Here is an 11,385-nt window from a genome sequence, read left to right on the forward strand (position 1 = left end):
GTCCCGACGCCGCGCTTACTTGGCCGCCATGCAGGTGGTCAACTGGCTGCCGCGCACCGAATTGCCCTTTGCCGCCCCGTCGCGGCCCGAACTGCTGCAGGCACTGGAGCCGTTGGAGCCATTCGACGCCTCGGGTGAGGAAGCGGCACCGCCGGTTGCGGTGCTCACGCCCACGGCTGAGGCGCCCGTGCGGCCATCGGAGCGGGTCAAGATCGAAGTGCCGCGCCCTTCGACGGCGCCCAAGCCCACGGCAGTGGCCGACGATGCCCCGGCCCCGGTGGCCAAGGCCCCCGTCGTGCCGCCACCGCGTTTTGCCCTGCAACTGCTGCGGGCCGGGCGTTGCCTGCTGCTGGTCGAATTGCCCACCGGCGAGCGTTTTCAGGCGCGGGACCCGGCCTACCTGCTGCTCAAGGACATGCTGCGCGCCGCCGGCCTGCCTGACAGCCCGCAGATCGTCGGCGAGCCCGTGCGCTGGCCGCTGCTGGTGCGCGGCAATATGGACCAGGGCCCGGACGCCGCGCGTGATTTCGTGCAAGGCTTTGTCTCGGCCCGCCTGGAAGATGAACCCTGTGTCTGCCTGTGGCTGATCGGCCTGCCTGCCGTGCGATTTGCCGGCGAAGCCGATGCCCAGGCCTGGTACCGCGAGCTGCAGGTCGAAGGCCTGGGCTCGGTCTGGGCCTTGCCGGGCCTGGAATTATTAATGGAAGAGCCACAGCGTAAGGCTGATGTCTGGCAAGCCATGCGCCGGCTGATGGCGCGCTGGAAAACAACCGATGAGTGAGGCTTTATCCTTCCGCCCGATGACCGAGGCTGACCTCGACGCCGTGCTGAAAATCGAATACGCGGCGTTCAGCCACCCCTGGACCCGAGGCATCTTTCTCGACGGGCTGGGCAAGTACCAGATCTGGCTGATGTTCGAAGGCGAGCAACAAGTAGGCCACGGCGTGGTGCAGATCATCCTTGATGAAGCGCATTTGCTGAACATTACCGTCAAGCCGGAAAACCAAGGCCGCGGCCTGGGCCTGGCACTGCTTGAACACCTGATGTCCCGCGCCTATGCCGCCAGCGCCCGGGAGTGCTTCCTGGAAGTGCGCGACAGCAATACTGGCGCCTTTCGCCTGTACGAGCGCTATGGCTTCAACGAAATCGGTCGGCGCCGTGATTACTACCCGGCTGTCGGTGGTCGTGAAGACGCAGTCGTCATGGCCTGCACTCTGGTCGACTAAACACACAACCCCCTGTAGGCGCTGGTGTGTCAGCGGTTGCCGTCTATCGGGTCAATATCGGCCCAACTCACCTCCCCCCAAAGACTCAAGCTAATTTGCATGGGGCGTGACCTGGGCGAGAGGTTGTCAGTCACAAAACTGCGCATCATTCCTGAGGCTTTCCCTGATGAACGAACTACAAGACCTGCTTGATAACAACGAACGCTGGGCGGATGCGATCAAACAGGAAGATCCCGAATTCTTCGCCAAGCTCGCCCGTCAGCAAACCCCGGAATACCTGTGGATCGGCTGCTCGGATGCCCGGGTGCCGGCCAACGAGATCGTCGGCATGTTGCCAGGCGACCTGTTTGTGCACCGCAATGTGGCCAACGTGGTGCTGCACACTGACCTCAATTGCCTGTCGGTGATCCAGTACGCTGTTGATGTGCTCAAGGTCAAACATATCCTGGTCACTGGCCACTATGGCTGTGGCGGCGTGCGCGCCTCGATGCAGGACCGCCAGTTCGGCCTGATCGACGGTTGGCTGCGTTCGATCCGCGACCTGTATTACGAGAACCGCGAAGTGTTGGCCCAGTTGCCCACCGAAGAAGAGCGCGTCGACCGCCTGTGTGAGCTCAACGTTATCCAGCAAGTGGCCAATGTCGGTCATACCAGCATTGTGCAGAACGCCTGGCACCGCGGGCAGAGCCTGTCGATCCACGGTTGCATCTACGGGATCAAGGACGGCCGCTGGAAAAGCCTCAACGCGACCATCACCGGCTTCGAGCAACTACCGCCGCAGTACCGCCTGCGTCCGATAGAGGCGATTTAATAGCGTTTGCGCTGGCGCCACTGTTCCATAAACAGCTGGCCTTCGGCGTTCAGCGACTCTTTCATGCCGGTGATCCAGCCCCGGCAGTTGCCGGCGCCGCACCGGCACGAGAACTGCTTGAACAGCGCGTCTTCGGTGCTGGCGTAATCCATCGTCAGCAGCGTGCCGGGGCGAATGGCCTGGATCGACCATAGCTCCAGCTCGCTGATGTCCAGGAACACGTTCGGATCGCATGAATGCAGGAGCAGGCCGCTGAACCACGGGTCGTACAGGTGGATGCGCGAAGAGACCTGCAGGGTATGCAAGCGCCGCTCACCCAGGGCGTGCCCGGAGATTTTGGCGATGCGTACACGGCTGTCGAAGGCAACCTTGGCCTTGATCCCGGTTCCGCGGCCTTTGCGGGTGCGCACCACCTCGAAGTGTTGGGACGAGGGGTAACCTTTCTTGGCCAGCAGCGTAGCGAAGGGATAAAGACAGTCGCTCGCAGCCAGCCCCTCTTCCATGATCTGGGTTTTCATAGCGCTCCTTGTCGGGCTGCATCGACCTCCTGATGTGGAGCTGACTGCCAGCCATGCAGCAAATGGGCACGGCCCAAGGTTTACGCAAAAAAGCGCCGATATCTACTGTCAAATCTGACAGTAGATATCGGCGCTTTTTTGCGTAAACCAATACGGGTGAGGGAAGGTGCCTAGAGGACCGGCACCGCGGCAGATGCTTCTGGCAGTGCGCTTTTCAGGCGCTTGAGTTGCGCTGTGATCGGTGGGCTGGTGCATTTTTCCTTGGCCTGGTCGGCGGGCAATTCGCGCACCGAGGTGTAGAACAATTCACAGGTCTGCTCCTTGCGTGTTACCTGCCAGGTATTCATGCAGCCCTTGAGCAACACATTGGGGTCGCTGGCGGGTTTCTGGCCCATTCCAGCCTGCCAGCACGCTGCGCTCAGGTCCTGGGCCATGACTTTCAAGCCGGCCTCGTCGGCCTTCTGTTCGTCACCGTCGTAGCTGTCCGGGTTGGCGGCGTACCAGATGTAGCTGGGGTGATTGGCCCCCAGCACTGCGACTTTGCTGCCTTCGGCCGGGCTGATCTGCACCAGGCCCAGTACCCCGAGGGCTTGCCCATACTGTTGCTGGATCCAACTGCGTACCGGCGCGCCGAAGGCGACCATTGGCAATGAGCCAGCAGGGTGCAGACTCAGTTCCCGGACAATCCGGGTCTGGTACTCGGTGAAATAGCCGTAGACACCCTCCAGGTCCTTGCCGGCCGAGGAGGGCGCGGCAATGGGGGCGATATCTATGATGGTCTGGTACTCCGGCGTCTGGGCCGCCGGTATGCCATTGGCCGTCAACAGCGTGGCCCAGCGGTCGGTGGTAGCCGACTCCAGATAGTCCTGATAGTGGGTCAGGGAGTAGTCCGGTGGGAAATGCATCAGCTCGATGCTTTTGCGGTTTTCCAGGGCCATGCCCAGCGGCAGGAACAGGTACCAGCTGAATTGCCACTTGCCGTCGCGGTTGAGCCTGCTGGCGCCTTCGTAGGCCAGGTCGGCGGTATTGAGCAATGAGGTCAGGGGCTGGCCATAGCCATCGGGTACCCCGCTAAAGTGGGCGCGTACCTGGTCCTGTCGGGTTTTCACGCTGACCCTGGCCCGGCTGTAGCCATCGCGTTGCAGGCTCTGGGTCAGATAATGCTCGACGGTCTGTTCCAGCGTCAGCGGCCGAAAGCAGATCACACTGCAATTGTTGGGGTAGGCGAACAATCGTGTGACCCGTTGTGCAGTGCCCAGATCAAGTTCGACATCGGCCTGTACGAACGTGCTCACAGTGAGTGCGGCAAAGGTGAAGGACAGCCTGGTCAGTTTGAACATGTGTGTTTCCTTGTCAGCTAAAGCCCGTCTACGCGGGATGAATGCCCACCCTCACACAGTAGCGGCTGACCGGGAAAATGCGTCGGGAAATGTGGTTTTTTGCATGGGCTGTGATGCCTTAGGAAGAGGGCAAGAAGCTCAAACAAGGCTGCGTGGCTCCACGCCTTGGGGCGCTTGACGAGATTCTCCAGAGGCGCCGCCCGTACAAGCCTGAGATGACGTTCACTAAGCAGGCGCGCACCCGTCGCAACGACAGGTGCGGCCCGCACTGACTTAAGGCATCACCGGTGGCATATATTTCAATGTCGTCCCCAGCGCCCAAAGCAAAAACAGCACCAGTGGCGTGTGCACCAGCAGTTGCACAAACGAAAACCCGATCAAGTCCCGCGCCTTCAACCCCAGTACGCCGAGTAACGGCAGCATATAGAACGGGTTGATCAGGTTCGGCAGGGCCTCGGCAGCGTTGTAGATCTGCACGGCCCAGCCCAGGTGATACTGCAGGTCATTGGCCACCTGCATCACATACGGCGCTTCGATAATCCACTTGCCGCCGCCCGATGGGATAAAGAACCCCAGTACCGCCGAGTACACGCCCATCAGCAGCGCATAGGTGTCGTGGGACGCGATGGACGTAAAGAAGGTCGAGATATGGTGCGCCAGGGTCTGGCCGTCGCCGCCCTTGACCACGGTCATCAGGGCCGCGATGGAACCGTACAGCGGGAACTGGATCAACACCCCGGTGGTGGTCGGCACCGCACGTGCGACCGCGTCGAGGAAACTGCGCGGGCGCCAGTGCAGCAAGGCTCCGACCATGATGAACAGGAAGTTATAGGTGTTGAGCCCCGAGATAGCGCTGATCGCCGGTTTGGTCGAGAACTCGTGGAACAGCCAGCCGGCAGCCAGCAGCGCCAGCAAAATGGTGAGCAATGGGCTGTGTTCCAGCCATTCCCCCGGGCGGCTTGGCGGCTGTGGCTTGGGCAGATTGAAGGCCGGGTCCACACCACAGGCCTTGGCATCACGGGCCGAGTTGGGGCCGGGTGCGGTGACATAGGCGATGACCAGCGACACCACGATCAGCGCCAGTAACAGCACGCCTGATTGCCACAGAAAGATCGTATCGGTGAAGGGAATGGTGCCGGTGATCGCCAGGATCGACGGCGGCAGGCTGGCCGGGTTGGCCTGCAATTGCGCGGCCGATGACGACAACCCCAGTGCCCAGACGGCGCCCAGGCCCAGATAGGCCGCCGCACCGGCCGCGCGATAGTCCATGCGCAAATCCGTGCGCCGTGCCAGCGCCCGCACCAGCAGCCCGCCGAACACCAGGGACAGGCCCCAGTTGAGCAATGAGGCAACCATTGAGATCAGCGCCACCCAGGCCACGGCGGAGCGGCCGTTTTTCGGGATGCGCGCCAGGCGATCGATCAACTTCACGGCAGGCGGCGAACTAGCCACCACATAGCCGCCGATCACCACAAAAGCCATCTGCATGGTAAACGGGATCAGGCTCCAGAACCCATCGCCAAAGGCCTTGGCGGCGTCGGTGGGCGTGGCGCCCATGCCCAACGCGGCCACGGCGACAATGATCACGGCCAGGGCGGCAAACACCCAGGAATCAGGAAACCAGCGTTCGGCGAAGTTCGAGCAACGCAGGGCAAAGCGGGCATAGCGGCTTTCTTCGATAGGATCGGCCACGTTATTTACCTCTTGTATTTATTATGGGGCGGATTGCGGGCATCTTGGCCCACGGCCATTTATTTGGGAATGTTGTTATTTTCATGGATCAATGAGTAAACCGAATATATCCGCTGCGATTGCCAGGATCCGGCCCAGCTCATAACCTGCACGCCATTTTGTCTGCCTGCCGAGCTTCTCCATGACCGCCACCGCTTATCCACAGGCGCAGCGTTTTTCCCGCTCCGACTACAAGACCCTGGGCCTGGCCGCCTTGGGCGGCGCCCTGGAAATCTACGACTTCATCATCTTCGTGTTTTTCGCCCTGACCCTGAGCCAGCTGTTCTTCCCCCCGCAAATGCCCGAATGGCTACGCCTGCTGCAGAGTTTCGGGATATTCGTCACCGGCTACCTGGCGCGACCGCTGGGCGGCATCCTGATGGCGCACTTCGCCGATCACCTGGGGCGCAAGCGGGTGTTCAGCCTGAGCATCCTGATGATGGCCTTGCCGTGCCTGCTGATCGGGATCATGCCGACCTACGCGCAAATCGGCTATTTCGCCCCGCTGATACTGCTGGCGCTGCGGGTTCTGCAGGGCGCGGCGGTGGGCGGGGAAGTGCCCAGCGCCTGGGTCTTCGTCGCCGAGCACGCGCCGGCCAACCATCGCGGTTATGCCTTGGGGTTCCTGCAAGCCGGGCTGACCTTCGGTTACCTGTTGGGGGCGTTGATGGCGACCTTGCTGGCACAGATGTTCACGGCTGAACAAATCCTCGATTACGCCTGGCGCTTTCCGTTTCTGTTGGGCGGTGTGTTTGGCGTGATCGGCGTCTGGCTGCGCCGTTGGCTCAGCGAAACCCCGGTGTTCCTGGCCATGCAGGCGCGCCGCCAGGCCGGCGCCGAACTGCCGCTGCGCACGGTATTGCGCGACCACCGCCAAGCCTTGCTGCCGGCCATGTTGCTGACCTGTGTGCTCACCTCGGCAGTGGTGGTGCTGGTGGTGATCACGCCGACCATGATGCAGAAAACCTTCGGCATGAGCCCCAGCCACACCTTCGCCCTGAGTGCCTTGGGCATCGTCTTTTTGAATATCGGTTGTGTATTGGCTGGCCTGCTGGTCGATCGTATCGGTGCCTGGCGCGCGGTGTTGGTCTACAGTCTGTTGTTGCCAGTGGGCATTGCCGTGCTCTACGCCAGCCTGATCGCCGGTGGCGTGTGGCTTGGCGCGGCCTATGCCATTGCGGGGTTGGGTTGTGGGGTGGTGGGGGCGGTGCCATCGGTGATGGTCAGCCTGTTTCCAGCGTCGGTTCGCGTGTCGGGGATTTCCTTTACCTACAATATTGCCTACGCGTTGTGGGCGAGCACCACGCCTCTGCTGCTGATTGCGCTGATGCCCACCAGCCCGTGGGTTTGCGTCGGGTATTGCGTGGTGATGGGGGCGGTGGGGGTGGCCAGTGCATTGCGGTTTGGCCAACAACCGGCTTTTTGAAGGTCCCGCCTTACAAGTGTGGGAGCGGACGCTTGGTTAACGTCCTGCTGGCCGCAGCATGACAATAATGAAATCCATACCGAAGGTTTCCATTTATCGCTCTATGATCAGCGGACATACCCCCCACGAGGACATTCCATGAGTGCAGGACACAACCACGCCACCGTACGCGCAGGCCACGAACGCAAGTTATGGCTAGCCCTGGGGCTGACCGGCAGTTTTATGATTGCCGAAGTGATCGGTGCCTTTGTCACCGGCAGCCTGGCGCTGTTGTCCGACGCCGCGCACATGATGACCGACACCCTGGCCCTGGCCATCTCCCTGGTGGCGATCCAGGTCGCCAAGCGCGCCGCTGACCGCAAGCGCACCTTTGGCTATGCCCGTTTCGAGATCCTGGCGGCGGCGTTCAATGCGCTGCTGTTGTTCGGGGTGGCGTTCTACATTCTCTATGAGGCGTACCAGCGTTTGCAGGCGCCGGCCGAAATCCAGTCCACCGGCATGTTGGTGATTGCCGTGCTGGGGCTGATCGTCAACCTGATCTCCATGCGCCTGCTCAGCACTGCCAGCGATGAAAGCCTGAACGTCAAGGGCGCCTACCTGGAAGTCTGGAGCGATATGCTGGGCTCCATCGGTGTCATCCTGGCGGCGGTGGTGATCATGTTCACCGGCTGGGCCTGGGTCGACTCGGTGGTCGCCGCCGCGATTGGTTTCTGGGTCTTGCCAAGAACCTGGACATTGCTCAAGGAAAGCATGAACGTGCTGCTGCAAGGCGTACCGGGCGGGATTGATATCGATGGCGTGGAGCAGGGCATTCGTGCTGTGCCTGGGGTCAAGGATGTGCACGACCTGCATATCTGGGCCCTGACCAGCGGCAAGAACGTGCTCAGTACCCACCTGGTGGTGGACTCGGCACTGGGGTCAGAGCAACAGATCCTCGCCCAGGTAACCGAGTTGCTGCATGAAAAATTCGAGATTTCCCACGTCACCATCCAGATCGAAGGCGAGGGCTTTCATCCGGAGCCGATCGCGCACTGACCGCTATTCGCGGTCTTCCAACACGTAGCCGACCCCGCGCAAGGTGTGTATCAACTTGCGCTCGAACGGGTCGTCGATCTTCGCGCGCAGGCGGCGGATCGAGACCTCGACCACATTGGTGTCGCAATCGAAGTTCATGTCCCACACAAACGAGATGATTTGCGTGCGCGACAGCACGACACCGCTTTGGCGCATCAGCAGGTGCAACAAGGCGAACTCCTTGGTGGTCAGGTCAATGCGCTGACTGCCGCGAAAGGCCCGGTGGCGGCCCTGGTCCAGTTCCAGGTCGCCCACCCGCAGCACGTCCGGCACGGCGGCCTCGACGCTGCGGCGCATCAGGGTACGGACCCTGGCCAGCAATTCGGGAAACTCGAAAGGTTTGACCAGGTAGTCGTCGGCCCCCAGTTCCAGGCCCTTGATCTTGTCGGCCAGACGCCCTTGGGCGGTCAACATCATGACGCGGGTGTTGCTGGTCTGGCGGATCCGCTGCAGTACATCCCAGCCGTCCATCAGTGGCAGGTTCACATCCAGAATCACCAGTTCATAAGCGTGTTGCCGGGCCAGGTGCAAACCGTCGGCACCGCTGGCCGCGCAGTCCACCACATAGCCACTTTCGCTCAGTCCCTGATGCAAGTAATCGGCAGTTTTCAGTTCATCTTCGATAACCAGGATTCGCATGTCGAGCGTGCCTCGGGGCAGGGGAAAATATCTGCATGTTGCCGCGAAGGTTAAAGCAAAAGCCCGGGCCAGAGCCTTTGCTAACGGATTTGTAATGTTCTGGCCACCCCTCTGATAAGTGACGAAAGTTACATTGCCCCTGCTTGGATCAATCCGCCAACTCATGGGTGTGGAACGCTTGTTATGCCAACGTTTTTAAGAACAATTGTGTGCTCCGTGGTGGGGGTATTGGCGATGGCCCAAGTGGCAAGCGCCCAGACCCTGACCCTCGAATCCGCCATGCAAAGTGCCTTTGCCGATAACCCGGACCTGGCCGCCGCGCAATGGGAAATCGACATTGCCCAGGGCGGACGGCAGCAGGCCGGCCTGATCCCCAACCCGGTGGCCTCCTGGGACGCTGAAGACACCCGTCGCAGTACCCGCACCACCACCGTGAAGCTGAGCCAGACCCTGGAGTTGGGCGGCAAGCGCGGGGCGCGGATCGATGTGGCCGAGCGGGCACAAGATGCCGCCGCCCAGGAACTGGAACAGCGCCGCAATCTGCTGCGGGCCGAGGTCATCGACGGCTTTTATGGTGCGCTACGGGCCCAGGAACGCCTGGAGCTGGCCCAACGCTCGATGGCGCTGGCCGAGCGTGGCCTGGTGGTTGCCAATGGCCGGGTCACGGCGGGCAAGTCGTCGCCGGTCGAAGCCACCCGTGCGCAGGTGCAACTCTCGGAAATCCGCCTTGAGCGCAGCCGCGCCGAGATCGGCGTAACGGAAGCCTATCGCCGGCTGGCAGCGATCACCGGCAACGCCACGACCACTTTCCAGCGGGTCGAGGCTGGCGCTTCGGCCATTCCGGCCCTGCCATCCACCACCCAACTGTTGTCACGCCTGGAGAACACCGCCGAACTGCGCCTGGCTGAGCTGCAGATCCAGCAGCGTGAAGCCGGCCTGGGCCTGGAAAAGGCCCAGCGGATTCCCGACCTGGATGTGTCCATCGGCAGCCAGTACGACGCCAGCGTCCGCGAGCGGGTCAACCTGGTGGGGGTGTCGATGCCGATCCCGCTGTTCAATCGCAACCAGGGCAATGTGCTGGCCGCCAGCCGTCGCGCCGACCAGGCGCGAGACCTGCGCAACGCTACTGAACTGCGCCTGCGCACCGAAACCCGCCAGGCCCTGGACCTGTGGGCGACCGCCAACAGTGAAGTGCGCACCTTCAACCAAGTGATCCTGCCCGCAGCCCAAAGCGCGGTGGACAGCGCCACCCGTGGCTTTGAGATGGGCAAGTTCAACTTTCTCGATGTGCTCGACGCCCAGCGCACCTTGATTGCTGCCCGCACCCAATACCTCGCCGCACTCGCCCAGGCCACCGATGCCTGGGTGCGCATCGAACGGATTTACGGCGACCTCGCCCGCATTTGATCTTTCAGGAGCTCCCCATGAACAAAAAACAAGGCCTGGCTTTGGCCGTCGCAGTGGCCATTGCCCTCGGGACGATGGTGTTTTGGCCGACCACCAGCGTTGCACCTCCGGCCCCGGCCCCAACGGCGGCTGAGAGCACCGAAGCACCGGCGCAAGAAGAGGAGGAGGAGGGCGCGCTGGTGCTCAATGAGCAGCAGATCCAGGCCGCCGGTATTCAACTGGCCAAGGCCCAGCCCCGGCAAATCAGCACACTGCTGTCGTTGCCGGGTGAAGTGCGATTCGACGAGGACCGCACCTCCCATATCGTGCCCCGCGCTGCGGGCGTGGTGGAGTCGGTCAAGGCCAACCTCGGGCAGAAAGTGAAGCAGGGCGAGCTGTTGGCGGTGATCGCCAGCCAGCAGATTTCTGATCAGCGCAGTGAGTTGGCGGCCAGCGAGCGGCGGGTCGAGCTGGCCCGCACCACCTTCCAGCGCGAGCGCCAGTTGTGGCAGGACAAGATTTCCGCCGAGCAGGATTACCTGCTGGCGCGCCAGACCCTGCAAGAAGCCGAGATCGCCCTGAACAACGCGCGGCAAAAAATGAACGCCCTGAGTGGCAGCACTGTGTTGGCCGGCGGCAATCGCTATGAGTTGCGTGCGCCGTTTACTGGCGTGGTGGTGGAAAAACACCTGGGCGTCGGCGAGGTGGTGAGTGAGACCAGTGCCGCGTTCACCCTGTCGGACCTGTCCCAGGTCTGGGTCACGTTTGGTGTGTTTCCCAAGGACTTGAACAAGGTCCAGGTCGGGCGGCCGGTGAAGGTTACTTCCACGGAACAGGGCACCGATGTCATGGGCACCGTGGCCTATGTCGGCAACTTGCTGGGCGAGCAGACACGCACCGCAACGGTTCGGGTCTCCGTACCCAACCCCAACGACTCGTGGCGCCCCGGGCTGTTCGTGACGGTGCAGGTGGCAACAGACAGCTACGCGGCGGCGGTCACCGTGCCGGTGGAGGCGATCCAGACCGTGGAAGACAAGCCGTCGGTGTTTGTGCGCACCGCCGAAGGTTTCGTCACCCGCCACGTTGAGCTGGGGGTCACTGAAAACGGCTTTGTCGAGGTGCGCCAGGGCCTGGAGGCCGGCGCCCAGGTGGCGACTGCCGGCAGTTTCGTCCTCAAGTCCGAGCTGGGCAAGGCTTCGGCCGAGCACGCCCATTGATCCTGCGAGTGATTCCC

11 protein-coding genes are annotated in these 11,385 nt (G+C 62.1%); 7 read left to right on the forward strand and 4 right to left on the reverse strand.

Annotation, left to right across the window (positions count from 1 at the left end):
- Window positions 1-28 precede the first annotated feature (28 nt).
- From HZ99_RS22020 to can, 3 genes are all read left to right on the forward strand, one after another.
- Window positions 29-781: a hypothetical protein gene (locus tag HZ99_RS22020; RefSeq protein WP_051903217.1), complete on the forward strand. Its 753-nt coding sequence runs from the start codon at window positions 29-31 to the stop codon at window positions 779-781.
- On the forward strand, window positions 774-1,226 hold the full coding sequence (gene rimI / locus HZ99_RS22025; RefSeq protein ID WP_005784514.1) for a ribosomal protein S18-alanine N-acetyltransferase: 453 nt from the start codon (window positions 774-776) through the stop codon (window positions 1,224-1,226). Before HZ99_RS22020 ends, rimI begins: the two co-directional genes overlap by 8 nt.
- 166 nt (window positions 1,227-1,392) lie before the next feature.
- Window positions 1,393-2,037: a carbonate dehydratase gene (can, locus tag HZ99_RS22030; RefSeq protein WP_029295821.1), complete on the forward strand. Its 645-nt coding sequence runs from the start codon at window positions 1,393-1,395 to the stop codon at window positions 2,035-2,037.
- Here the strand turns inward: can and HZ99_RS22035 are convergent.
- The 3 genes from HZ99_RS22035 to HZ99_RS22045 all read right to left on the reverse strand — a co-directional run bounded on the left by HZ99_RS22035 (window position 2,034) and on the right by HZ99_RS22045 (window position 5,587).
- Entirely contained in the window at window positions 2,034-2,555 is a 522-nt protein-coding gene (locus tag HZ99_RS22035) for an SET domain containing protein (RefSeq protein ID WP_038446037.1), read from the reverse strand. The genes can and HZ99_RS22035 overlap by 4 nt on opposite strands.
- A gap of 170 nt (window positions 2,556-2,725) precedes the next feature.
- Window positions 2,726-3,895 carry a hypothetical protein gene (locus HZ99_RS22040; protein ID WP_038446038.1) on the reverse strand — a complete coding sequence of 390 codons (1,170 nt, stop codon included), beginning with the start codon at window positions 3,893-3,895 and terminating at the stop codon, window positions 2,726-2,728.
- Window positions 3,896-4,168: 273 nt separating this feature from the next.
- Window positions 4,169-5,587, reverse strand: a complete 1,419-nt coding sequence (locus tag HZ99_RS22045; RefSeq protein WP_038446039.1) for a short-chain fatty acid transporter — start codon at window positions 5,585-5,587, stop codon at window positions 4,169-4,171.
- Window positions 5,588-5,768: 181 nt separating this feature from the next.
- Between HZ99_RS22045 and HZ99_RS22050 the strand changes: the two genes are divergently transcribed.
- A complete protein-coding gene (locus HZ99_RS22050; RefSeq protein ID WP_038446040.1) occupies window positions 5,769-7,052 on the forward strand; it encodes an MFS transporter in 1,284 nt (427 codons plus the stop codon).
- Window positions 7,053-7,190: 138 nt separating this feature from the next.
- Window positions 7,191-8,087, forward strand: coding sequence for a cation diffusion facilitator family transporter (locus tag HZ99_RS22055; protein ID WP_038446041.1), 897 nt, complete (start codon window positions 7,191-7,193; stop codon window positions 8,085-8,087).
- Between the two features lie 3 nt (window positions 8,088-8,090).
- On the opposite strand, the gene HZ99_RS22060 is transcribed toward HZ99_RS22055, so the two are convergent.
- Window positions 8,091-8,765 (reverse strand): heavy metal response regulator transcription factor, encoded by a 675-nt coding sequence (locus HZ99_RS22060; RefSeq protein ID WP_038446042.1) that lies wholly within the window; start codon window positions 8,763-8,765, stop codon window positions 8,091-8,093.
- Between the two features lie 183 nt (window positions 8,766-8,948).
- On the opposite strand from HZ99_RS22060, the gene HZ99_RS22065 reads away from it, so the two are divergent.
- Both HZ99_RS22065 and HZ99_RS22070 read left to right on the forward strand, forming a co-directional pair.
- Window positions 8,949-10,172 (forward strand): TolC family protein, encoded by a 1,224-nt coding sequence (locus HZ99_RS22065; protein ID WP_038446043.1) that lies wholly within the window; start codon window positions 8,949-8,951, stop codon window positions 10,170-10,172.
- Between the two features lie 17 nt (window positions 10,173-10,189).
- Entirely contained in the window at window positions 10,190-11,368 is a 1,179-nt protein-coding gene (locus HZ99_RS22070) for an efflux RND transporter periplasmic adaptor subunit (RefSeq protein ID WP_038446044.1), read from the forward strand.
- The last annotated feature ends 17 nt before the right edge of the window (window positions 11,369-11,385 follow it).

Source organism: Pseudomonas fluorescens, assembly GCF_000730425.1.
Classification (GTDB): domain Bacteria; phylum Pseudomonadota; class Gammaproteobacteria; order Pseudomonadales; family Pseudomonadaceae; genus Aquipseudomonas; species Aquipseudomonas fluorescens_X.

What these genes read in the sequence shown, in the direction of transcription:
- HZ99_RS22050 (WP_038446040.1), top strand. Translation starts at nt 5,769, where the DNA reads ATGACCGCCACCGCTTATCCACAGGCGCAGCGTTTTTCCCGCTCCGAC.
- HZ99_RS22035 (WP_038446037.1), bottom strand. Translation starts at nt 2,555, where the DNA reads ATGAAAACCCAGATCATGGAAGAGGGGCTGGCTGCGAGCGACTGTCTT.
- HZ99_RS22060 (WP_038446042.1), bottom strand. Translation starts at nt 8,765, where the DNA reads ATGCGAATCCTGGTTATCGAAGATGAACTGAAAACTGCCGATTACTTG.
- HZ99_RS22065 (WP_038446043.1), top strand. Translation starts at nt 8,949, where the DNA reads ATGCCAACGTTTTTAAGAACAATTGTGTGCTCCGTGGTGGGGGTATTG.
- HZ99_RS22055 (WP_038446041.1), top strand. Translation starts at nt 7,191, where the DNA reads ATGAGTGCAGGACACAACCACGCCACCGTACGCGCAGGCCACGAACGC.
- rimI (WP_005784514.1), top strand. Translation starts at nt 774, where the DNA reads ATGAGTGAGGCTTTATCCTTCCGCCCGATGACCGAGGCTGACCTCGAC.
- HZ99_RS22020 (WP_051903217.1), top strand. Translation starts at nt 29, where the DNA reads ATGCAGGTGGTCAACTGGCTGCCGCGCACCGAATTGCCCTTTGCCGCC.
- HZ99_RS22070 (WP_038446044.1), top strand. Translation starts at nt 10,190, where the DNA reads ATGAACAAAAAACAAGGCCTGGCTTTGGCCGTCGCAGTGGCCATTGCC.
- can (WP_029295821.1), top strand. Translation starts at nt 1,393, where the DNA reads ATGAACGAACTACAAGACCTGCTTGATAACAACGAACGCTGGGCGGAT.
- HZ99_RS22040 (WP_038446038.1), bottom strand. Translation starts at nt 3,895, where the DNA reads ATGTTCAAACTGACCAGGCTGTCCTTCACCTTTGCCGCACTCACTGTG.